Raw genomic sequence first — 21,625 nt, forward strand, 5'->3', positions numbered from 1 at the left:
TCGCGCCCCCGCTCACGCCTCGCCGAGCGCGACCTCTGCGGTGCGCCGTTCGCCGTTGCGCTCGTAGGTGACCTCCACCTTCTCGCCCGGCCGGTGCCCGGCCAGCGCCTCGGCCAGCGAGACGACGTCGGTGACCTCGTCGTCGCCGACCCGCACCACCACGTCGCCGGGCCGCAGCCCCGCGCGGCCGGCCGGGCCGTCCTCCTCGGCATTCACGATCGCCGCGCCCGCGGGCTGGAAGCCGTCGCCGAGCACCGTGCGCACCGAGACGCCGAGCGCTGCGCGCCCCGAGTCGACGACGCGGCCGTGCTCGATCATCTGGTCGGCCAGGAAGATCACCGTCGAGGCGGGGATCGCGAAGCCGATCCCGGGCGCCTGCCCGCCCCCGAGCCCGGGGTCGCGGGCGGCCAGCGTGGGGATGCCGACGACGTGCCCGGAGAGGTTGACCAGCGCGCCGCCGCTGTTGCCCGGATTGATCGCGGCCGAGGTCTGCACCATGTTCCCGAGCGTCGCCTGTCCCTCGCCCTCGCTGACGGAACGGCCCACGGCCGAGACGATGCCCTGCGTGACGCTGGAGGACAGGCCGAGCGGGTTGCCCATGGCCAGGACGATCTGTCCGACCGCCACGCGCGAGGAGTCCCCGAACGTCGCGGGGCGCAGCTGGTCCGGCACGTCGTTAAGGGCGACGACCGCGAGGTCCTGCTCGGGGTAGGACGCCACCAGCTCGGCCCGTTCCGGCTCCTGCCCGGTGGCCAGCAGCACATCGAACGTGCGCTCGCGCCCCACGACGTGCGCGTTGGTCACGATGTGGCCCTCGTCGTCGTAGACGACCCCCGAGCCCTGGCCGTCGGGCGTGGTGATCTGCACCACCGAGGGCAGCACGTCGGTCACCACCTCCTCGTACCTCTCCTGGAGCGCGTCCGAGACGGTGGGGGCCGGTGCGCGGGAGGCGCGTCCCGCGGGGGTCTGGTCCGGGTCGGACGCCGAGGTGCAGGCGCCGCCCGCGGCGAGCAGCGCCCCCGCGCAGAGCAGCGCGGCACCGGACCGGGGCAGGGGCGGGGCAGTGAGGGCCATAGCCGCATTGTGTCCGCGGCACCGACCACGGCCCGGGAACCCCGCTACGCCGTTCCGGGCGAGCTCCCGCCGCAGCCACGGCGGGCCGGGCGCCGGGCCGCGCAGATCGTCCGGTCAGGACCCAGCGGAGCCCTAACGGGGGACTTCGCCGCGCTTGATCTGGGGTTTCGGCAGGCGCATGCGGCGCATCTGCATGGTGCGCATCAGCGCGTACGCCGAGGTGCCGCGCAGGCTCTCGTCGGGGAAGCGGGCCCGCAGCTGCTTCTTCAGGCGCCGGGTCAGCAGGACCGAGTCGGCGACGATCATGAGGATGACCGCGAGCCACAGCAGCAGCGCGATGTTCCGCAGCTGAAGCGACGGCATCATGCTCAGCACGAGGATGAGCACGGCGATCGGCAGGAAGAACTCCGCCACGTGCCACTTGGCGTCCACGAAGTCACGCGTGAAGCGCCGCAGCGGACCGCGGTCACGGGCGGGCAGGTGCCGCTCGTCGCCGGAGAGCAGGGCCTCCCGCTGCTTGGACAGCGCGGTCTTCCTCGCCTCCTTGGCCCGCCTGGCCGCCTCCTTGCGGTTCGTCGCCGGCTTGACGACGGCGCGGCGCAGTGCCTCCGCCTCGCTGCGCTTGGGCGTGGGGCGGCCTTTCGGCGCCTGCGGGTCACGGACATGGGACTGCTCCGCCGGCGGCTCGGCGGCGGAGTCTTCTTTCGAACGGCTTCGGAACACGCCACAAGAGTACGGTCTCCGCGCGCCGACCCCAACGGGTGCGGCTACTCCTCAGGCGGGAGGGCCCGTGGCGCGTGATCGTCCTCGGGGAGGAGTCATTCGGGGACGAGCAGTGCGCTAATGGATACAGGCCCCGTAGGGTAGTAGGGGATCAGCAGCAGTATGGTCAGAGGTTCGAGCCCGTCATGAAGGGGGCGCGCGAAGCCCATGAGCGGTGTCATGAAGCGGATGGGGATGATCTTCCGCGCGAAAGCCAACAAGGCCCTGGACCGGGCCGAGGACCCGCGCGAGACGCTGGACTACTCGTACCAGAAGCAGCTGGAGCTGTTGCAGAAGGTGCGGCGCGGCGTCGCCGACGTCGCGACGTCCCGCAAGCGCCTGGAGCTCCAGCTCAACCAGCTGAACGGCCAGTCCGGCAAGCTGGAGGAGCAGGGCAAGAAGGCGCTGGCCCTGGGCCGGGAGGACCTGGCCCGCGAGGCGCTGACCCGGCGGTCGTCGCTGCAGCAGCAGGTCAGCGACCTCCAGCAGCAGCACGCGACGCTCCAGTCCGAGGAGGACAAGCTCACCCTGGCGGCCCAGCGCCTCCAGGCGAAGGTCGACGCGTTCCGCACCCGCAAGGAGACGATCAAGGCGACCTACACGGCCGCCCAGGCGCAGACCCGCATCGGCGAGGCGTTCTCCGGCATCTCCGAGGAGATGGGCGACGTCGGCATGGCCATCCAGCGGGCCGAGGACAAGACGGCCCAGCTCCAGGCCCGCGCCGGTGCCATCGACGAGCTGCTGGCCTCCGGTGCCCTGGACGACCCGACGGGCGCCTCGAAGGACGATCTGACCGCCGAGCTGGACCGCATTTCCGGCAACGCGGACGTAGAGTTCGAGCTGGAGCGGATGAAGGCCGAGCTGGCCGGTGGCAGCTCCGCGGGACGGCAGGCCCTGGAGGGCGGCAACACCGCGGGGGCGCAGCCGGAGCAGCAGGAATCCCCCAAGTTCGACAAGCAGTGATTCCCTGGAGGGCATCGTGATCGTGCGGATCATGGGGGAGGGGCAGGTGAAGCTGGACGACAGTCACTTCCCCACTCTCAACGCGCTCGACGACGAGTTGATGGCCGAGCTGGAGTCGGGGGACGGCGACGGTTTCCGCCGCACGCTCGGCGCCCTGCTCGAAGCCGTCAGGACGATGGGCACCCCGCTCCCGGACGACTCGCTCGAACCCTCGGAGCTGATCCTCCCCGCCCCCGAGGCGTCCATTGACGAGGTGCGCACGATGCTCACCGAAGACGGGCTCATTCCGGACTGAGACGAAGCCGCAAGGCCGTGACTCCTCGACAGCCGGCCCGCGCCGTGCAGTGGCTGCGTGCCCACCCTCTCGCGTTCGACGCCGTGCTGGCCGTCGTCGTGCTGTGCGCCGTGTTGTGCGCCTCGGTCACGGTGGCGCGCCCGCCGGACGGCGGACCCGGCTTCGGCAAGCGCGAGCTGCCGCTGCACACACTGCTGATGACCGTGCTTGCCTGCGCCGTGCTGGTGCAGCGCCGCAGGTACCCGATGACGGTGCTGTCCCTCGTGGGCGGCCTGTCCCTGATCGAGCTGATCCTCGGCACGTCCTCGCACTCGCCGCAGGAGCGGCACGTGTCGTTCCTGATCTTCGTGGTGGTGGCGCTGTTCACGGTGGCGGTGAGCACCGACAGGTCCACCACCTGGCGGGCGGGCCTGGTCACCGCCGCGGTGTTCACGCCGACGTCGATGATGCTGGGCGCCCAGCCCTGGTACGACTCGGAGAACCTGGGCGTCTTCGCCTGGACGGCGCTGGCCGCCGCCTCGGGCGAGGCGGCGCGCAGCCGCCGTGCCGCGCTGGACGCCATCAGGGAACGGGCCGAGCGGGCCGAGCGCACCCGCGAGGAGGAGGCGCACCGCAGGGTCGCGGAGGAGCGCATGCGGATCGCACGTGAGCTGCACGATGTCGTCGCCCACCACATCGCGCTGGTCAACGTGCAGGCCGGCGTCGCCTCGCACGTGATGGACAGCCGCCCGGACCAGGCCAAGGAGGCGCTGGGGCACATCCGCGAGGCCAGCCGCAGGGCGCTGGGCGAGCTCCAGACCACCGTGGGCCTGCTGCGCCACCGGGACGAGCCGATCGCCCCGACCGAGCCGGCGCGTGGCCTCGGCGTTCTCCAGGAGCTGGTGGACGGCTTCACCAGGGCCGGGATGGCGGTGACCGTGGACGCCCCCGCGGCGGCCGGGCCGCTGCCGTCCGCCGTCGACCTGGCCGCCTACCGGGTGGTCCAGGAGGCGCTGACCAACGTGCACAAGCACGCGGGCCCGGGGGCCGGCGCCCGGGTCCGCATCGTTCGCGAGGGGAAGGCCGCGGACGCGGCGCTCGACATCACCGTCGACGACGACGGGCCCGGCGTGCCGCCGCCGCGCAACGGCACTCCCGGCAGCGGCCACGGCCTGACCGGGATGCGCGAACGGGCCGCCGCGCTCAGCGGCACGTGCGAGGCGGGCCCCCGGCCGGGCGGCGGGTTCCGGGTGCGGGTGACCCTGCCGCTCCAGCCGCCGCGGCCGGAGGAGCCGGCGATCGAGCACGTCAGGGGATGGTGCATGTGATCCGTGTGGTGCTGGCCGACGACCAGGCGCTGCTGCGCAGCGCGTTCCGGGTGCTGGTCGACTCCGATCCGGGGATGACGGTCACGGGCGAGGCGTCCGACGGGGCGGAGGCGCTCGCGGTGATCCGCGAGGCGGGTGCCGACGTGGTGCTCATGGACATCAGGATGCCGGGTGTGGACGGCCTCGCCGCGACGCGCGAGATCGGCGCCGACCCCGGCCTCGCCGATGTGAAGGTCGTGATCCTCACCACGTTCGAATCGGACGACTACGTCGTGGAGGCGGTGCGGGCGGGCGCGTCCGGGTTCCTGGGCAAGGGTGCGGAGCCGGCGGAGCTGCTGGCGGCCATACGGCTGGCGGCGGCGGGTGAGGCACTGCTCTCGCCGTCCGCGACGCGGGGGCTGATCGCGCGGTTCGTCGCCGAGGCGGGGGAGCGCGAGGGCGTCGGCCTGGACGACTCGGTGCTCCGGGTGCTGACCGCACGCGAGCGGCAGGTGCTGGTCGAGGTGGCCGGCGGGCTGTCGAACGACGAGATCGCCGGGCGGCTGTCGGTCAGCCCGCTGACGGTCAAGACCCACATCAACCGGCTGCTGACCAAGCTGTCGGCCCGGGACCGCGCGCAGCTGGTGGTGACCGCCTACGAGACCGGCCTGGTGCGCCCGCGCACCGGCTGACCGCCGGGGCGCCCGGGGCGCCCGGGGCTGCGCGGCGGTGCGTGCGCCGGGGCGTGCGCCGGTCACAGGTACGCGACGGAGGGCAGGTAGGGCGCGGGCGGGCGCATGCCGCGCAGGCACAGGTAGCCGTCCGCGGCCAGTTCGAGACCGGCGGCCAGGCCCACGTCCACGGCCCACTCCTGCTCGGCCGTCAGGTGCCGCACGGCGGTGTCGGCGCCGGCCGGGAGGCTGAGCAGCGCCGAGGTGAGCAGCCGGACGGCGATGCGGCGCGAGGTGGCGGCGAGCAGTTCGATGCGGCCACCGTCGTCGAGGTAGCAGTAGCCGCTGCCCGCAAGGTCGTCGGCGACGACGACCCGGCAGTGCAGGAGCAGTTCGCCGTGGTCGGGGCCGTGGGCGGCGCCGCGCACCCTGCGGTCCACGGAGTCCATCAGGTCGCGGTGCGCCGCCCCGCCCTCGATGGCCGGGCCGTCCGGCGGCGTCAGCCGGGCGGCGTCGACCGTGCCCGTCAGCCGCATCGTGGGGTGCAGGCTGAATCCGGCGGCGCGGCAGACACGGGGCGCAGCCGGGTGCGGGGTGGCGCAGATCATGCCGCGCAGCGTGCCGCGGCCGTGGGCCGCCGCCCGGCGCATCAGCTCGCCGCCCACGCCCTTGCCCCGCGCCTGCGGCAGCACGGCCAGCAGCGAGAGCCCCCACAGATTTTCGCGCAGCCCGGCCAGCACGGCGCCGAGCGGGCGGCCCGCGTCGTCCTCGGCGAGCCAGCAGCCGTTCGGGTCGGTGGCCGCCAGGTGCCTGACCCTGCGCAGGAAGCGGACCCGCCGCCGTTCGTCGTGCGCGCCGGGCCCGAAGGCGGTGGCGGCCACCGCGCGGACGGCCTCGGCATCGGCTCGGTTGTCGCGTACCCGGCGCAGGAGCATGGCACCCATCGTGGCGCGGCCGGCGGACTGCGGGCTACGGCAGCGCAAGCATCCGGTCAAGGGCGAGCCGCGCGAAGTGCTCGGTGTCCTGGTCGACCTGGATGCGGTTGACGACCTTTCCGTCGGCCAGCGACTCCAGCGCCCACACCAGGTGCGGCAGGTCGATGCGGTTCATGGTGGAGCAGAAGCAGACGGTGCGGTCGAGGAAGACGATCTCCTTGCCCTCGGGGGCGTAGCGGGCGGCGAGGCGGCGCACGAGGTTCAGCTCGGTGCCGACGGCCCAGCTGGAGCCGGCCGGGGCCCGGTCGAGGAGGCGGATGATGTGTTCGGTGGAGCCGACGTGGTCCGCGGCGGCGACGACCTCGTGGCGGCATTCGGGGTGCACGAGGACGTTGACGCCGGGGATGCGGGCGCGGACCTCCTCGACGGAGTCGAGCGAGAAGCGGCCGTGCACCGAGCAGTGGCCCCGCCACAGGATCATCCTGGCCCGCCGCAGCTGGTCGGCGGTCAGGCCGCCGCCCGGCTTGTGCGGGTTGTAGACGACGCAGTCGTCGGGGGAGAGCCCGAGATCGCGCACCGCGGTGTTGCGGCCGAGGTGCTGGTCGGGCAGGAACAGGACCTTGCCGTTCTCCCCGGCCTGGGCGAAGGCCCAGGTGAGTGCGCGTTCGGCGTTGGACGAGGTGCAGACGGTGCCGCCGTGCCTGCCGGTGAACGCCTTGATGTCGGCCGAGGAGTTCATGTAGGTCACGGGAACGGTGGACCGGGCCACGCCCGCGTCCGTGAGTACGTCCCACGCCTCGGCGACCTGCTCGGCGGTGGCCATGTCGGCCATGGAGCAGCCGGCGGCGAGGTCGGGAAGGATCACCGCTTGCGCGTCGCTGGTCAGGATGTCGGCCGACTCGGCCATGAAGTGGACGCCGCAGAAGACGATGTACTCGGCTTCGGGGCGGGCCGCGGCGTCGCGCGCCAGTTTGAAGGAGTCGCCGGTGACGTCAGCGAACTGGATGACCTCGTCCCGCTGGTAGTGGTGGCCGAGGACGAACAGGCGGCTCCCGAGCCGTTCCCTGGCGGCGCGGGCCCGTTCCACGAGTCCCGGGTCGGAGGGGGAGGGGAGGTCGCCGGGGCAGTCCACGCCGCGTTCACTCGACGGGTCGGACGCGCGTCCGAGCAGCAGGAGGGCCAGCGGGGTCGGCGTGACGTCCAGGGGCTGGGCGGTGGTCACGGCACTCAGCCTTCTTTCTGTTGCTGTTCCGACGGCTTTTCGTCGAACTGACACAATGGATCATAACTCCTTCGCGTCAGTTTGACGATGCCCATTGCGTCACTGTGACGCATTCCGCCCCGCCGTCCGGTGTGCGAGCATGAGGGAAATGAATAAGGACGGCCCCGCCCGGAATGAATCCGGGCCGTCGTCTGTTGGTGCACTCGCCAGAGCTTTCCGTACTACCCGGGAGATACGCAGATGTCCGTAACGGAAGAGACCGCTGTCAGCGGCGGCATCATCGTTTCCGACACGGCCGTGGCGAAGGTCAGGAGCCTGCTTGAGCAGGAGGGACGCGACGACCTCGCGCTCCGCGTGGCGGTCCAGCCCGGCGGATGCTCCGGTCTGCGCTACCAGCTCTTTTTCGACGAGCGGTCGCTCGACGGCGATGTCGTGAAGGACTTCGACGGTGTGAAGGTGGTCACCGACCGCATGAGCGCCCCCTACCTGGGCGGCGCCTCGATCGACTTCGTCGACACCATCGAGAAGCAGGGCTTCACCATCGACAACCCGAACGCCTCGGGCTCCTGCGCCTGCGGCGACTCGTTCAGCTGAGCCGGCCGACCCGGCCGCCACGCACACGGAAGGGCCCGGCACCCCCCACGGGTGCCGGGCCCTTCCGCGTGCCGCCGCCACGCCACGGCGGTCAGCCCACCGGCAGCTCCCGGCCCTGCTCGTCGGTCAGGGTCCGCTCGCCCACCGGCTCATCCAGCTCGACCTCGGCCGTCCGCTCCTCGGCCAGCTGGATGCACATGCGCTCCGGGTCCGGGTTCACCACGTCCACGTGCACCGCCACCTCGTCGCCCGACTCCCGGGCCGTCGCCTCGTACTCGTCGCACGGGCTGGCCCAGAAGGTCACCGTCAGCGACTCGGCCGACTCCTCGTACGGCTCGACGGACCACCCGGTCTCCGTGCCGTCCGGCGCCTCGCCGGGCGCGCCCGGCTGCGACTGCCCTGGCTCGGCACCGTCGCCGCCCGCCCCGGCGCCCGGCTGCTCCTCCGGCTCGGCGGGCTGCGCCGGTGCCTCCTCCGACTGCCCGGCCCCGCCATCCGACTGCGTCCGGTACTCGTGCGGCACCGCGGGCTGGCTCGCCGCGAACGCCTCACCCGACTCCCGCTCGCCCCGGAACAGCCAGGACGGGACCAGCACCGGCTCCTCCTCGGCGTAGGTCATCGCCAGGCCGAACTCGGCGGTCACCGACACCGGTTCCGGCTTCCCGGCCGGTGAGGGGCAGGTGCCGTCGGCCTCCTGCCGCTGCGCGTCACCGCCTGCCTCGGCCTCGGCCTCCTCCGGCATCGGCAGTGGCAGCGGCTCCGGCTGCCCGGCCGGGTCGCCCGCACCGCACTGGATCGCCGGCAGCTCCACGTCCCCGGCCGTCCGGTTGTACTCCTCGACCGCGTCCTCGGCGCCCGTCACCGAGCGCTCCTCGGCCGCGGCGAACGCGTGCAGCGTGCCGAACGCCATCGTCAGCTCGCCGTCGGGGCCGATGTACAACTCGGTGTCCAGACCGTGCACCGGCAGCCCGTCGATCACGGGAGCCGCGGAAACGATCCGGTCCGCGCCGCTCGTCTCCCGCGCGTCGACCGCCGCATCACCCAGGCCCAGCGCGTCGAGCACCTCGTCCGCCGCCGCCAGCGCCTCCGCCTCGGAGGGCGCCTCGCCGCCGTCCGCGCCGTCGTCCGCGCGACGGTCCGCGCCGTCGTCCGCCGAAGCCTCGCTGCTCACCGTGCCGTCGGGGCCGCCGACCGAGATGCTCAGCTCCGCCTCGGGGCCGTAGTACCAGAAGCCGGGCTCTCCCACCACATTGAGCGCCGGGGCGTCCGCGCCCGCGCCCGCGCCCGCCATCGTCCAGGAGTCCTCGGCCCCCCGCTGCGGCGCGCCGTCCAGGCCGAGGGCCGCGCCCAGCTCCGCCACCCGCTCCTCGGCGACGCCCTCGAACCGGTACACCGCCGCCTCGTCCGGTGCGTCGGCCGGGCTCTCCGCCAGCCGCAGCGTGGCCGCGCCGGGCCACGCCGGGGCCGCCCCGTCCCCGGCGGCCGCCTCCGAAGCCGCCTCCGGAGCCGCGGCCATCGGGAACGCCGGCGGGGCGTCGAGCACCAGCGCCTCGTCCGCGTCCCCGGCCGGGTCGTCCGCGTCGTCGCCGGTGAGTGCCTGCGCTCCGTACAGACCGCCCGCGACGACCGCGACGGCCACCGCCGCGGCCGTGACCACCGGCCACCGGCGCCGCGCCGCGGTGCCGTCCTGGCCGCTCCCGGGGGTGTCCGCTTCCTCGCGGATCTCCTCGTCAGCCACTGCAATCGCTCCTCGGAATCACGGAATCCGTACGCCGGTTGGACGGGCACCGGTGGCCGCCGGTTCCCCGCGGGCGCCGCGCGCCCGCGCAGGCTCCCGTGCGCGCCCGCCGACGTGACGTACGCCGTTGCCAGTTCCTCCATCCGCAAGAGCCGCTCGGTAGCCTGGTCCCCCCTGTCGCCTCCCCGGGAGCAGACCACCGTGCGCATCGCCGTCTCCGGCTCCATCGCCAACGATCACCTGATGACCTTCCCCGGCCGCTTCGCCGACCAGCTCGTCGGTGATCAGCTGCACACCGTCTCGCTGTCCTTCCTGGTCGACTCCCTGGAAGTGCGCCGCGGGGGAGTCGCGGCCAACATCTGCTTCGGCATGGGACAGCTGGGTGCCTCCCCGATCCTCGTGGGCGCGGTCGGCGCCGACTTCGAGGAGTACCGGGCCTGGCTCGACCGGCACGGCGTGGACACCGCCTCGGTACGGATCTCCGAAATACTGCACACCGCGCGCTTCGTGTGCACCACGGACGCCGACCACAATCAGATCGGTTCCTTCTACACCGGCGCCATGAGCGAGGCCCGCCTCATCGAGCTCAAGTCCGTCGCCGACCGCGTCGGCGGCCTCGACCTGGTGCACATCGGCGCCGACGACCCCGAGGCCATGCTGCGGCACACCGAAGAGTGCCGTACCCGGAGCATCCCGTTCGCCGCCGACTTCTCCCAGCAGTTGGCGCGCATGGACGGCGAGGACATCAGGACGCTGACCGAGGGCGCCGCCTACCTCTTCCACAACGAGTACGAGAAGGCACTCGTGGAGTCCAAGACCGGCTGGTCCGCCGAGCAGGTGCTCGGCAAGGTCGGCACCCGCGTCACCACCCTCGGCCCGCGCGGCGTCCTGATCGAACGGGCGGGCGAGGACCCGATCGAGGTCGGCTGTCCCGAGGAGGAGCGGAAGGCCGAGCCCACCGGCGTCGGCGACGCGTTCCGCGCCGGTTTCCTCGCCGGTCTCGCCTGGGGCACCTCCCTGGAGCGCTGCGCCCAGGTCGGCTGCATGGTCGCCACCCTGGTCATCGAGACGGTCGGCACCCAGGAGTACACGCTGACCCGCGGCTCGTTCCTCGACCGGTTCGCCAAGGCGTACGGCACCGACGCCGCGGAAGAGGTGCGCGGCCACCTCATCTGACCGCGTCATCCGACCGTTTCAAACCGCATCCGACCGCGCGGCGGCCGGGGCCCGCCCTCAGACGAGGCGGCGCACCCGGTAGGCCGTGCCGGGCCCGTCCCCGTGCGGTGACTCGCCCAGGTACTCCTGGCCGCGCATCGTGCACCAGGCCGGGATGTCGAGGCGGGCCGCGGCGTCGTCGGCCAGCACGGTGACGACGCCGCCGACCGCCACCCGGCCGATGGCGCCGGCCAGTTCGATGACGGGGACCGGGCAGCGTTTGCCGAGCGAGTCGACGGTGAACGTCCCGGTCCCCGCCGGTTCCGCCGCCCCGGCCGCCGCGCCCGCCACCGTGGGCGGCGTCAGCTGGGCGCGCACCCCCGCCACCGCCTCCGGCAGTACGGCGAGGAAACGTTCCACGTCCTCCTCCGCGGTGCCCGGCGGCAGCGAGACCCGGACGTTCCCCTCCGACAGCACGCCCATCGCGCGCAGCACGTGGCTGGGCGTCAGAGTGCTGGACGTGCACGACGAACCGGAGGAGACCGCGAAGCCCGCCCGGTCCAGCGCGTGCAGCAGCGCCTCCCCGTCGACATGGAGACACGAGAAGGTGACGACGTGCGGCAGCCGGTGCGCCGCTTCGCCCACGACCTCCACATCGGGCACCAGCCGCGGCACCCGCTCGCGGATGCGGTCCACCAGAACGGACAGCCGCGCCGCCTCGGCCCCCGCCTCCGCCCGGAACGCGCGCAGCGAGGCCGCCGCGGCGACCACGGCCGGGATGTTCTCGAAGCCGGGTGCCCGCCCCGACTCCCGTTCGTCCACCGGTGAAGCGGGCGCGAACCGCACGCCCTTGCGCACCGCCATCAGCCCGACGCCCCCGGGGCCGCCCCACTTGTGCGCGCTCGCCGCGAGCAGCGACCAGGCGCCCGCCACCGGACCCCAGGGCAGCGACTGGGCCGCGTCCACCAGCAGCGGTACCCCCGCGGCGCGGCAGATCTCGGCGATGTCCGCGACCGGCTGACGGGTGCCCACCTCGTGGTTGGCGGACTGCACGCACACCAGGGCGGCGGCGGGCCCCGCGGCCAGCGCGGCGGCCACGTCCGCGGGCGCCACAAGACCGCCGCGGTCCACCCCGATCTCGGCCACCGTGCCGCCCGCGGCGCGGTGGGCCTCCGCGGCGTGCAGCACCGCCGAGTGCTCCACCGCGGACACCAGCAGGTGCCGCCCGGCCCTGGCGCGGCCGGCCAGGGCCCCGGCCATACCCGTGTGCAGGGCCCGTGTGCCCGAGGAGGTGAACGTCAGCTCGTCGGGCCGGCAGCCGACGGCCTCGGCGGCCGTCTCGCGGGCCGCGTCGAGCAGCATCCTGGCCCGGCGCCCCTCCCGGTGCAGGCGCGAGGGGTCGGCCCAGCCGTCGTCGAACGCGGCCAGCAGGGCCTGGCGCGCGACGGGGTGCGGCGGCAGCGAGGAAGCGGCGTCGAAATAAGGCACGATCAGCACGCTAACGCCTGTCCCCGTCCGGCCGGAGGGCGCGCGGGAAAAGCCGCCACGGCGCCGGGCACGCCCGCCCCCCGGCCGCCCCGGCGCGTTGACGTACCCTCCCCGCGTGACGCCCGGGGGCGTCCAGTAGGGTTTGGTCCGCATAAACATCCAAACCCCTGCCCGTGTCAGGGCCGGCCCCCGCCACTCCGTGCGAAGGCAAGCCCGGGCCATGGGCGAGACTCTCGGGAAGGCGCTACGTGAGTCCCAACGGCTCCGACCGCTCGTCGCGGCGCCCGGTGCGGCGGTTCCTGCCGCGGGCGCTGATCGCGGGCCTGGTCCTGGCAACCGCGACAGGTTGCACATCCGAGGACTTTCCCCGTCTCGGCATGCCCACCCCGGTCACGGAGGAGGCGCCGCGGATTCTGTCCCTGTGGCAGGGCTCGTGGGCCGCGGCGCTCGTCACCGGTGTGCTGGTGTGGGGTCTGATCCTGTGGAGCGTGTTCTTCCACCGGCGCTCCAGGACGAAGGTCGAAGTTCCCCCGCAGAACCGGTACAACCTCCCCATCGAGGCGCTGTACACGCTCGTGCCGCTGATCATCGTGTCGGTGCTGTTCTACTTCACCGCCCGCGACCAGACGGAGCTGATGAAGACCTCGGACGAGCCCGACCACATCATCAACGTGGTCGGATTCCAGTGGAGCTGGGCGTTCAACTACATCGAGCCCGTCGGTGCCGGGGACGGCGACGCACGCGACGCACCGGAGCTCTCCGCCATCCCGGACCGGATCGCCGAGCGCTTCCCGGACAACGCCGACGGCGTGTACGAGGTCGGCACCCCGAGCGACCGCAACGAGAACACGGGGAACCCCGGCCCGACGCTCGTGCTGCCCGAGGGCGAGACGGTGCAGTTCGTCCTCACCTCACGGGACGTCATCCACTCCTTCTGGGTGGTGCCGTTCCTGATGAAGATGGACGTGATCCCCGGGCACACCAACACCTTCGAGGTGACGCCCGACCGGCAGGGCACCTTCATGGGCAAGTGCGCCGAGCTGTGCGGCACCGACCACGCCCGCATGCTGTTCAACGTCGAGGTCGTCTCCCCCGAGGAATACGACGCGTATCTGCAGGAGCTGGCGGACGCCGGCCAGACCGGCTACGTCCCGGCGGGCATCGAGCAGACGGATGCCGCCCGGAACGCCGAGACCAACGAGGGGCAGTCGTGACCATCCTCGACAAGAACCAGGCGTCGGACGTCGCGCCCGCCGTCCGGGCCGCGCGCCGTAGCGAGCCGGGCTCCACCGTGGTCAAGTGGCTCACCACCACCGACCACAAGACGATCGGCACGATGTACCTGCTGACGTCCTTCGCCTTCTTCATCATCGGCGGCGTCATGGCGCTGATCATGCGTGCCGAGCTGGCCCGCCCGGGCACCCAGGTCGTCTCGAACGAGCAGTTCAACCAGCTGTTCACCATGCACGGCACCATCATGCTGCTGCTGTTCGCGACCCCGCTGTTCGCCGGGTTCGCCAACTGGATCATGCCCATCCAGATCGGCGCGCCCGATGTGGCGTTCCCCCGGCTCAACATGCTGGCCTACTGGCTGTACCTCTTCGGCGGCCTGCTCGTCGTGGCCGGCTTCTTCACCCCGCAGGGCGCGGCGAGCTTCGGCTGGTTCGCCTACTCGCCGCTGTCCGACGCGATCCGTTCACCGGGCGTCGGTGCCGACATGTGGGTGATGGGCCTGGCGCTGTCCGGCTTCGGCACCATCTTCGGTGCGGTCAACTTCATCACCACCATCATCTGCATGCGCGCCCCCGGCATGACCATGTTCCGGATGCCGATCTTCACCTGGAACGTGCTGCTGACCGGTGTGCTGGTCCTGCTGGCCTTTCCGGTGCTGGCCGCCGCGCTGTTCGGGCTCGCCGCGGACCGCCTTTTCGACGCGCATATCTTCGACGCGGCCAACGGCGGTGCCATCCTGTGGCAACACCTCTTCTGGTTCTTCGGCCATCCAGAGGTGTACATCATCGCGCTGCCGTTCTTCGGTATCGTCTCGGAAATCATCCCGGTGTTCAGCCGCAAGCCCATCTTCGGCTACATCGGTCTGGTGGCGGCGACGATTCTGATCGCCGGTCTCTCCGTGACGGTCTGGGCACACCATATGTACGTCACGGGCGCGGTACTCCTACCGTTCTTCTCCTTCATGACCTTCCTGATCGCGGTCCCGACCGGTGTGAAGTTCTTCAACTGGATCGGCACCATGTGGAAGGGCTCGCTCAGTTTCGAGACGCCCATGCTGTGGTCGGTCGGCTTCCTGGTCACCTTCCTCTTCGGCGGTCTCACCGGCGTCATCCTGGCCTCGCCGCCGCTCGACTTCGCCATCTCCGACAGCTATTTCGTGGTGGCTCACTTCCACTACGTGGTCTTCGGAACGGTCGTCTTCGCGATGTTCGCCGGCTTCCACTTCTGGTGGCCGAAGTGGACGGGCAAGATGCTCGACGAGCGCCTCGGAAAGATCACGTTCTGGACGCTGTTCATCGGCTTCCACGGCACCTTCCTGGTCCAGCACTGGCTGGGCGCCGAGGGCATGCCGCGCCGCTACGCCGACTACCTCGCGGCGGACGGCTTCACGGCCCTGAACACCATCTCCACCATCAGTTCGTTCCTGCTCGGCATGTCGATGCTGCCGTTCTTCTACAACGTCTGGAAGACCTGGAAGTACGGCGAGAAAGTCGACACGGACGATCCGTGGGGCTACGGCCGTTCGCTCGAATGGGCGACCTCGTGTCCGCCACCGCGGCACAACTTCACCACCCTGCCCAAGATCCGCTCCGAGTCGCCCGCCTTTGATCTGCACCACCCCGAGATCGTGGCGCTCGACCAGCTGGAGAACGACGCCCGCCACGAGGCGGAGGCCCTCACCGGAAAGGAGGCGGGCCAGTGAGGATTCAGGGGCACCTGTTCAGCTGGATCGCCGTCTTCATGCTCGCCGTGGCCATCGTCTACGGCGTGTGGTCGAAGGAGCCGGTCGGCACCACGGCGCTGTTCCTGTCGTTCGCGCTGTCCGCGATGATCGGGTTCTACCTGATCTTCACGGCACGCCGGGTCGACACCGGTGCGCAGGACAACAAGGAGGCGGACGTCGCCGACGACGCCGGCGAGATGGGCTTCTACAGCCCGCACAGCTGGGCGCCGCTGGTACTCGGCGCCGGCGCTCTCGCGGCCTTCATGGGCCCGGTCTTCGGCTGGTGGTTCCTGTACTTCACCGCCCCGCTCGTGGCCATCGGCCTGTGGCTGTGGGTCTTCGAGTACTACCGCGGCGAGAACCAGAACCAGTGACGCGGCGGTGACGCACCAACGGCGCGGCCCCCGGGGATGCCCCGGGGGCCGCGCCGCCCGTTTGCAGTAGGCCGCCGCGCCTCGTGACCGACATGTCCGTACGTTGTGGCTATGAGTCACAAAAATGGCATAAAGCTCGGTTGCGCGCTGATACTCGCCCCCCTGCTGGCCGGGCTCACCGCCTGCGGCGGGGGCGGCCGCTCCCTCACCGGCGACCTCCAGGACGCCGCCGGGTCCCTGTCCTTCGGCGCGGCCGGCGGCAAGGACGCCACCGCCGTCGACCCCGACCAGCCGCTGAAGATCAGCACCAAGGGCAACGGCACCCGCATCACGGACGTCCAAGCCACCGATGCGGGCGGTCGCCCGCTGGCCGGCGAACTGTCCGCGGACGGCCGCGGCTGGCACAGCACCTCGCCGCTGGCCGCCGACGCCACCTACACCGTCCGGGTGAGCACGGAGAGCGGGAGCGGCACCCCCGGCCGCGGCGTGCACAGCTTCACCACGCGCCCCGCGGGCGGCAAGCGCCTGGACGTCGCCTTCGGCCCCGAGCCGGGCACCTACGGCGTCGGGCAGCCGGTCACGGCCGAGCTGAACCGCAAGGTCGGCGACCCCGCGGAGCGGGCCATGGTCGAGGGCGCCCTGACGGTCACCTCGACGCCCCGCGTGGAGGGCGCCTGGCACTGGGTGGACGACAAGGAGCTGCACTACCGGCCGCGCGACTACTGGCCGGCGAACGCGCGGATCTCCGTGCAGTCCCACCTCGCCGGCCTCCCCATCAGGGAGGGCCTGCGCGGCGGCAACGGCACGTCACTCGAGCTGACGACGGGGGACCGCATCGAGGCGGTCGCCGACATCGGCGCGCACACCATGACGGTGTCCCGCAACGGCGAGGAGCTGCGCACCATCCCGATCACCACGGGCAAGGAAGGCTTCGCCACCCGCAACGGCAAGAAGGTGATCCTCGGCCGCGAGCAGTTCGTCCGGATGACGGGCACCAGTATCGGCATCCCGGCCGGCTCCGCCGAATCCTACGACCTGCCCGTCTACTGGGCCGCCCGCCTGACCTGGAGCGGCGAGTACGTGCACGGCGCGCCCTGGTCGGTGGCCTCCCAGGGCTCGGCGAACGTCAGCCACGGGTGCACCGGCCTGAGCACGGAGAACGCGCAGTGGTTCTACGAGCTGGTCAAGCCGGGCGACATCGTGGAGCACGTCAACGGCTTCGGCGAGGACATGGCCCCGTTCGGCAACGGCTTCGGCGACTGGAACCTCAGCTGGGAGGAGTGGCTGACGGGCAGCGCCGTGCACGCCGGTGGCGGCGCGGACACCGACCGGCGCGCCGACCCGGTGGCGGGCCGCCTCCAGCCCCGTGTGTGACCTTCCGCGGGCCGCTCAGGCCACGGAGGGCAGCCGGTCCCGCAGCAGCGCGGCCAGGGCGGCGGCCAGGTCCGAGGGGTCCAGCGGATGGGCCACGGCGGCCTCCGCCCGGCACCACGTGGCCAGCCACGCGTCCTGCGGGCGGCCGATCAGCACGAGCACCGGCGGGCACTCGAAGATCTCGTCCTTGATCTGCCGGCACACGCCCATCCCGCCGGCCGGGGCGGACTCGCCGTCCAGGATGCAGACGTCGATGCCCCCGTTCTCCAGCGCGGAGAGCACGGCGGGCAGTGTGGCGCACTCCAGGTACTCGACCGCGGGAACGTCGGGCGCGGGCTGCCGGCCGGCAGCGAGCCGCACCTGCTCGCGGGTGTTGGTGTCGTCGCTGTAGACCAGCACCGTGGCGGTGCGCTGCATCGTTCCTCCGCGAGGTGGACGGATCTCGTTGGGCCGGATGCTACTCCGTCAGGGACGGTGTGGGCAGTGCCGGAACTGCCAGGACACACCGAACCCCACCCCCGGGACAAGCCCCGGAAAAGCGACCGACATAATGACGGGCGTGGCGACAGCAACAGCAGCAGAAACCGGGCACGCGATCCCTTCGGTCAACCGGCCGAACGTCACCAGTGTCGGAACCGTCATCTGGCTGAGTTCCGAGCTGATGTTCTTCGCGGCCCTCTTCGCGATGTACTTCACCCTGCGGTCGGTGATGGGGGCGGACTACTGGCAAGAGAACGCGGACACGCTCAATCTCCCGTTCGCCGGCACCAACACCCTGATCCTGGTGCTCTCCTCGCTCACCTGTCAGCTCGGCGTGTTCGCGGCCGAGCGGGGCGACGTGAAGAAGCTCCGCAAGTGGTTCGTGGTCACCTTCGTCATGGGGGCCATCTTCATCGGCGGTCAGATCACGGAGTACGTGGAGCTGGTGCACCATGGCATCTCGCTCTCCTCCGGCCCCTACGGCTCGGCCTTCTACCTGACCACCGGCTTCCACGGACTGCACGTCCTCGGCGGGTTGATCGCCTTCCTGTTCGTCCTGGGCCGTACCTACGCCGCTCGGCGCTTCACCCATGAGCAGGCGACGACGGCCATCGTCGTGTCCTATTACTGGCACTTCGTCGACGTTGTCTGGATCGGCCTGTTCGCCACGATCTACTTGATCAAGTAGCACCGTCGACCACACCGGACGCGCACCTTTCAAGCACCGACGCAGAAGATCCTGACACCGGGGTAATCCGTGAAAAAGCTCTCCGCACGACGGCGCCATCCGCTGGCGGCGCTCGTCGTCCTCCTCTTCGCGCTGGCGGCCACGGGGGGGCTGTACGCCGCGCTCGCCCCCGCGGGTGAGGCCCAGGCCGACGCCTCGGCCCAGTCCCTGGCCATCGAGGAGGGCAAGAAGCTCTACGACGTTGGCTGCTCCAGCTGTCACGGCGCCGGCGGCGAGGGCGGCAGTGACGGCCCGAGCCTGGTGGGCGTCGGCGCCGCCGCCGTCGACTTCCAGGTCGGCACCGGGCGCATGCCGTTGCAGGCCCCCGGGCCGCAGGCACCGGAGAAGCCCGTCGCCTACACGCAGGCCGAGATCGACCAGCTCGCCGCGTACGTCGCCTCCCTGGGCCCCGGGCCCGCCGTGCCGGACGCGTCGAGCTACGACCCCTCGCAGGGCGACGCCGCCCGCGGTGGCGAGCTCTTCCGCACCAACTGCACGCAGTGCCACAACTTCACCGGCCAGGGGGGCGCCCTCACCCACGGCAAGGAAGCCCCCGCGCTGGACAACGTCGACCCGCGGTACATCTACGAGGCCATGGTGACGGGCCCGTCGAACATGCCCTCCTTCCCGGACACCACGCTGCCCGAGGACGAGAAGCAGGACATCCTCGCGTGGCTGCACGCGGTCAACACCTCCGAGTCCCCCAACCCCGGCGGCTTCTCGCTCGGCGGCTTCGGTCCGGTCAGCGAAGGGCTCTTCGCCTGGACGTTCGGCATCGGCCTGCTCATCGCGGTGGCCGTGTGGATCGGGGTCAGCACCGCTAAGGCCAGGAAGTCATGAGTAGCCACACGGAACACACAGAAGCGCGCGACGACGCGCAGGGGGGCCACCTCACCGAGAGCCGCGAGGGCGGCGCGGTCGCGGTGGCGGACGACCCGTTCGCCGACCCCGGCCTCCCGCCCCACGAGCCGCGCAGGCAGGACGTCGACGAGCGGGCGGCCAAGCGCTCCGAGCGCACGGTCGCCTTCCTGTTCACGCTGTCGATGCTCGCCACGGTCGGGTTCATCGTCAGTTACGTGGCCATCCCGATCGACGAGATCGTCTTCATCTGGCCGTTCGGGCACGTCAGCGGACTCAACTTCGCTCTCGGCCTGACCCTGGGCGTGGCCCTCTTCTGCATCGGTGCCGGCGCCATCCACTGGGCCAGGACGCTGATGTCGGACGTCGAGGTCGCCGAGGAGCGGCACGCCATCGAGGCCACGCCCGAGGTGAAGGCGCACGTCCTGGAGGAGTTCCGCAAGGGCGGCGAGGAATCGCAGATCGGCCGCAGGAAGCTCGTCCGCAACACCATGTTCGGCGCGCTGGCCCTGGTGCCGCTCTCCGGCGTGGTGCTGCTGCGTGACCTCGGCCCGCTGCCGGGCACGAAGCTGCGGCACACGGCATGGAAGGAGGGCTCGCTGATCATCAACGAGGCCACCATGCAGCCGCTGCGGCCCGAGGACATCACGGTCGGCTCGCTGACCCAGGCGATGCCCGAGGGGCTGGACCCGCACTCCGAGGACTTCAACGTGGAGATCGCCAAGGCGGCGGTCATGCTCGTGCGGCTCGAACCTGAGGACATCAAGGACGAGCGCTCGGCCGACTGGGGTTACGAGGGCATCCTCTGCTACTCCAAGATCTGCACCCACATCGGCTGCCCGGCCACCCTGTACGAGCAGCAGACCCACCATGCGCTCTGCCCCTGCCACCAGTCGACGTTCGATCTCGCGGACGGCGCGCGGGTGCTCTTCGGCCCGGCGGGTCACCCGCTGCCGCAGCTGCGCATCAGGGCGAACGACGAAGGCTTCCTCGAAGCGCTCGGCGACTTCGATGAGCCCACCGGCCCGAGCTTCTGGGAGCGCGGATGAGTACGGCCACGAAGTCCCCGAAGGCACGGGGCAAAGCACCGGCCGGCGAGAAGGTCGCCGACTGGGCCGACGGCCGGCTGGGCCTCTACAGCCTCGCCAAGGCCAACATGCGCAAGATCTTCCCCGACCACTGGTCGTTCCTGCTGGGCGAGATCTGCCTGTATGCCTTCATCATCATCATCCTGACCGGCGTCTACCTGACCCTCTTCTTCGTCCCGAGCATGGGCGAGATCGAGTACGACGGGTCGTACGTGCCGATGCAGGGCGTGCGGATGACCGAGGCGTACGCCTCCACGCTGGACATCAGCTTCGACGTGCGCGGCGGTCTGCTGGTCCGGCAGATCCACCACTGGGCGGCGCTGATCTTCATCGTCGGCATCATGTTCCACATGATGCGGGTGTTCTTCACGGGCGCCTTCCGCAAGCCGCGCGAGCTGAACTGGCTGTTCGGCTGGACGCTGTTCATCCTGGCCGTCTTCACCGGCCTCACCGGCTACTCGCTGCCGGACGACCTGCTCTCCGGCACCGGCGTCCGCTTCGCCGAGGGTGCCATCCTGGCCACGCCGGTCGTCGGCACGTACCTCCAGATGTTCCTGTTCGGCGGGGAGTTCCCCGGGCACGACATCATCCCGAGGTTCTTCGTCATCCACGTGCTGCTGCTGCCGGGCATCATGCTGGGTCTCGTGGTCGCCCACCTGATCCTGATCGTGTACCACAAGCACACGCACTACGCGGGCCCCGGCCGCACCAACAACAATGTGGTCGGCATGCCGCTCCTGCCCGTCTACATGGCCAAGGCCGGCGGCTTCTTCTTCCTCGTCTTCGGCGTGATCGCGGCCATCGCGGCGACCGTGCAGATCAACCCCGTCTGGGTACTGGGGCCATATCGACCGGACCAAGTGTCGACCAACGCCCAACCGGACTGGTATCTCGGCTTCTCCGAGGGACTGATCCGACTGATGCCGGGATGGGAGTGGGTCATCCCGGGCGGCTACACGCTGAACTTCGGCATCCTCATCCCGCTCGGCCTCTTCCCGCTGATGCTGGTGCTCATCGGCATCTACCCGTTCTTCGAGTCCTGGCTGACGAAGGACAACCGCGAGCATCACATCGCGCAACGGCCACGGAACGCCCCGACCAGGACCGGCCTCGGTGTGGCCTGGCTGACGGCCTACTTCGTCACTCTGGTGGCCGGCGGCAACGACGTCTGGGCGATCAACTTCAACCTGTCGATCAACGCCATCACCTGGTTCTGCCGCATCGCGTTCTTCGTGCTGCCGGTGCTCACGTTCATCGCCACCCGGCGCATCTGTCTCGGCCTCCAGCGCCGCGACCGGGAGAAAGTGCTGCACGGGCGGGAGACGGGCATCATCAAACGGCTGCCGCACGGCGAGTTCGTCGAGGTGCACGAGCCCCTGTCGCGGGACGCGCTGTACACGCTCACGGCGCACGACCAGGACGCGCCGCAGGAGCTGGGCTCCCCGACCGACGAGAACGGGGTCCGGCGCAAGATCAGCCCGCTGGAGCGGCTGCGGGTCAGGATCAACCGCGGCTACTTCGGTGAGCACGCGCAGATTCCGAAGCCGACCAGCGAGGAGTACCGGGAGATCACCAGCGGCCACGG

General features: G+C 71.3%; 20 protein-coding genes and 1 pseudogene. 14 read left to right on the forward strand and 7 right to left on the reverse strand.

All coding sequences use genetic code 11. The annotated features are described in order from the left end of the window. Nucleotides 1-12 precede the first annotated feature (12 nt). The gene (locus STBA_RS28375) at nucleotides 13-1,074 is read right to left on the reverse strand and encodes a trypsin-like peptidase domain-containing protein (protein WP_077061909.1); all 1,062 of its coding nucleotides are present in this window, start codon (nucleotides 1,072-1,074) and stop codon (nucleotides 13-15) included. 132 nt (nucleotides 1,075-1,206) lie between these two features. Next, nucleotides 1,207-1,797, reverse strand: coding sequence for a DUF3043 domain-containing protein (locus STBA_RS28380; RefSeq protein WP_077061910.1), 591 nt, complete (start codon nucleotides 1,795-1,797; stop codon nucleotides 1,207-1,209). A gap of 219 nt (nucleotides 1,798-2,016) precedes the next feature. On the opposite strand from STBA_RS28380, the gene STBA_RS28385 reads away from it, so the two are divergent. From STBA_RS28385 to STBA_RS28400, 4 genes are read left to right on the forward strand one after another with little or no spacing between them, the layout of a single operon-like run. Beyond that, the gene (locus tag STBA_RS28385; protein WP_077061911.1) at nucleotides 2,017-2,799 is read left to right on the forward strand and encodes a PspA/IM30 family protein; all 783 of its coding nucleotides are present in this window, start codon (nucleotides 2,017-2,019) and stop codon (nucleotides 2,797-2,799) included. A 16-nt stretch (nucleotides 2,800-2,815) separates the two neighbouring features. After that, the gene (locus STBA_RS28390) at nucleotides 2,816-3,094 is read left to right on the forward strand and encodes a hypothetical protein (protein ID WP_077061912.1); all 279 of its coding nucleotides are present in this window, start codon (nucleotides 2,816-2,818) and stop codon (nucleotides 3,092-3,094) included. 17 nt (nucleotides 3,095-3,111) lie between these two features. Beyond that, nucleotides 3,112-4,401: a sensor histidine kinase gene (locus tag STBA_RS28395; RefSeq protein WP_171987809.1), complete on the forward strand. Its 1,290-nt coding sequence runs from the start codon at nucleotides 3,112-3,114 to the stop codon at nucleotides 4,399-4,401. Continuing rightward, on the forward strand, nucleotides 4,389-5,072 hold the full coding sequence (locus STBA_RS28400) for a response regulator transcription factor (protein ID WP_077061914.1): 684 nt from the start codon (nucleotides 4,389-4,391) through the stop codon (nucleotides 5,070-5,072). The genes STBA_RS28395 and STBA_RS28400 overlap by 13 nt, the downstream gene beginning before the upstream one ends. A gap of 62 nt (nucleotides 5,073-5,134) precedes the next feature. Here the strand turns inward: STBA_RS28400 and STBA_RS28405 are convergent, their stop codons facing one another. Both STBA_RS28405 and nadA read right to left on the reverse strand, forming a co-directional pair. Further along, a complete protein-coding gene (locus tag STBA_RS28405) occupies nucleotides 5,135-5,986 on the reverse strand; it encodes a GNAT family N-acetyltransferase (RefSeq protein ID WP_077061915.1) in 852 nt (283 codons plus the stop codon). Nucleotides 5,987-6,020: 34 nt separating this feature from the next. Continuing rightward, the gene (nadA, locus tag STBA_RS28410) at nucleotides 6,021-7,208 is read right to left on the reverse strand and encodes a quinolinate synthase NadA (RefSeq protein ID WP_077061916.1); all 1,188 of its coding nucleotides are present in this window, start codon (nucleotides 7,206-7,208) and stop codon (nucleotides 6,021-6,023) included. A gap of 240 nt (nucleotides 7,209-7,448) precedes the next feature. On the opposite strand from nadA, the gene STBA_RS28415 reads away from it, so the two are divergent. Further along, the gene (locus tag STBA_RS28415; protein ID WP_077061917.1) at nucleotides 7,449-7,802 is read left to right on the forward strand and encodes an iron-sulfur cluster assembly accessory protein; all 354 of its coding nucleotides are present in this window, start codon (nucleotides 7,449-7,451) and stop codon (nucleotides 7,800-7,802) included. Between the two features lie 91 nt (nucleotides 7,803-7,893). On the opposite strand, the gene STBA_RS28420 is transcribed toward STBA_RS28415, so the two are convergent. Next, a complete protein-coding gene (locus STBA_RS28420; protein ID WP_077061918.1) occupies nucleotides 7,894-9,540 on the reverse strand; it encodes a hypothetical protein in 1,647 nt (548 codons plus the stop codon). A gap of 201 nt (nucleotides 9,541-9,741) precedes the next feature. Between STBA_RS28420 and STBA_RS28425 the strand changes: the two genes are divergently transcribed. Next, a complete protein-coding gene (locus STBA_RS28425; RefSeq protein ID WP_077061919.1) occupies nucleotides 9,742-10,716 on the forward strand; it encodes a carbohydrate kinase family protein in 975 nt (324 codons plus the stop codon). 57 nt (nucleotides 10,717-10,773) lie between these two features. Here the strand turns inward: STBA_RS28425 and STBA_RS28430 are convergent, their stop codons facing one another. Continuing rightward, complete coding sequence (locus STBA_RS28430) at nucleotides 10,774-12,183, reverse strand: cysteine desulfurase/sulfurtransferase TusA family protein (RefSeq protein WP_077063671.1); 1,410 nt, start codon at nucleotides 12,181-12,183, stop codon at nucleotides 10,774-10,776. 248 nt (nucleotides 12,184-12,431) lie between these two features. On the opposite strand from STBA_RS28430, the gene coxB reads away from it, so the two are divergent. The 4 genes and pseudogenes from coxB (at nucleotide 12,432) to STBA_RS28450 (ending at nucleotide 16,887) form a co-directional block, all read left to right on the forward strand. Beyond that, entirely contained in the window at nucleotides 12,432-13,397 is a 966-nt protein-coding gene (gene coxB / locus STBA_RS28435) for a cytochrome c oxidase subunit II (RefSeq protein ID WP_077061920.1), read from the forward strand. Nucleotides 13,398-13,450: 53 nt separating this feature from the next. Beyond that, nucleotides 13,451-15,118, forward strand: a pseudogene (gene ctaD / locus STBA_RS28440) (cytochrome c oxidase subunit I); the annotation flags it as partial. Continuing rightward, nucleotides 15,115-15,513: a cytochrome c oxidase subunit 4 gene (locus STBA_RS28445; RefSeq protein ID WP_077061922.1), complete on the forward strand. Its 399-nt coding sequence runs from the start codon at nucleotides 15,115-15,117 to the stop codon at nucleotides 15,511-15,513. The pseudogene ctaD and the gene STBA_RS28445, both read left to right, overlap by 4 nt. A 111-nt stretch (nucleotides 15,514-15,624) precedes the next feature. Next, nucleotides 15,625-16,887, forward strand: coding sequence for an Ig-like domain-containing protein (locus tag STBA_RS28450; protein ID WP_077061923.1), 1,263 nt, complete (start codon nucleotides 15,625-15,627; stop codon nucleotides 16,885-16,887). Nucleotides 16,888-16,902: 15 nt separating this feature from the next. Here STBA_RS28450 and STBA_RS28455 read toward each other — a convergent pair whose 3' ends face one another. Next, complete coding sequence (locus STBA_RS28455; protein WP_077061924.1) at nucleotides 16,903-17,304, reverse strand: response regulator transcription factor; 402 nt, start codon at nucleotides 17,302-17,304, stop codon at nucleotides 16,903-16,905. A 133-nt stretch (nucleotides 17,305-17,437) separates the two neighbouring features. Here STBA_RS28455 and STBA_RS28460 point away from each other — a divergent pair, with 133 nt between their 5' ends. From STBA_RS28460 to STBA_RS28475, 4 genes are all read left to right on the forward strand, one after another. Then, nucleotides 17,438-18,055: a heme-copper oxidase subunit III gene (locus tag STBA_RS28460; protein WP_077061925.1), complete on the forward strand. Its 618-nt coding sequence runs from the start codon at nucleotides 17,438-17,440 to the stop codon at nucleotides 18,053-18,055. A gap of 69 nt (nucleotides 18,056-18,124) precedes the next feature. Then, nucleotides 18,125-18,934: a c-type cytochrome gene (locus STBA_RS28465; protein WP_077061926.1), complete on the forward strand. Its 810-nt coding sequence runs from the start codon at nucleotides 18,125-18,127 to the stop codon at nucleotides 18,932-18,934. Next, nucleotides 18,931-20,001, forward strand: a complete 1,071-nt coding sequence (locus STBA_RS28470) for a Rieske 2Fe-2S domain-containing protein (protein WP_077061927.1) — start codon at nucleotides 18,931-18,933, stop codon at nucleotides 19,999-20,001. Before STBA_RS28465 ends, STBA_RS28470 begins: the two co-directional genes overlap by 4 nt. Continuing rightward, a partial coding sequence (locus STBA_RS28475) for a ubiquinol-cytochrome c reductase cytochrome b subunit (protein ID WP_077063672.1) occupies nucleotides 19,998-21,625 on the forward strand: 1,628 nt, incomplete at its 3' end. The genes STBA_RS28470 and STBA_RS28475, both read left to right, overlap by 4 nt.

The organism is Streptomyces sp. MP131-18, from assembly GCF_001984575.1.
Classification (GTDB): Bacteria; Actinomycetota; Actinomycetes; order Streptomycetales; family Streptomycetaceae; genus Streptomyces; species Streptomyces johnsoniae.

Excerpts from the sequence above, each read along its gene's own strand:
- STBA_RS28450 (WP_077061923.1), top strand. The coding sequence starts at position 15,625 with ATGAGTCACAAAAATGGCATAAAGCTCGGTTGCGCGCTGATACTCGCC.
- STBA_RS28405 (WP_077061915.1), bottom strand. The coding sequence starts at position 5,986 with ATGCTCCTGCGCCGGGTACGCGACAACCGAGCCGATGCCGAGGCCGTC.
- STBA_RS28460 (WP_077061925.1), top strand. The coding sequence starts at position 17,438 with ATGACGGGCGTGGCGACAGCAACAGCAGCAGAAACCGGGCACGCGATC.
- STBA_RS28470 (WP_077061927.1), top strand. The coding sequence starts at position 18,931 with ATGAGTAGCCACACGGAACACACAGAAGCGCGCGACGACGCGCAGGGG.
- STBA_RS28455 (WP_077061924.1), bottom strand. The coding sequence starts at position 17,304 with ATGCAGCGCACCGCCACGGTGCTGGTCTACAGCGACGACACCAACACC.
- STBA_RS28415 (WP_077061917.1), top strand. The coding sequence starts at position 7,449 with ATGTCCGTAACGGAAGAGACCGCTGTCAGCGGCGGCATCATCGTTTCC.
- STBA_RS28400 (WP_077061914.1), top strand. The coding sequence starts at position 4,389 with ATGGTGCATGTGATCCGTGTGGTGCTGGCCGACGACCAGGCGCTGCTG.
- STBA_RS28375 (WP_077061909.1), bottom strand. The coding sequence starts at position 1,074 with ATGGCCCTCACTGCCCCGCCCCTGCCCCGGTCCGGTGCCGCGCTGCTC.
- STBA_RS28385 (WP_077061911.1), top strand. The coding sequence starts at position 2,017 with ATGAAGCGGATGGGGATGATCTTCCGCGCGAAAGCCAACAAGGCCCTG.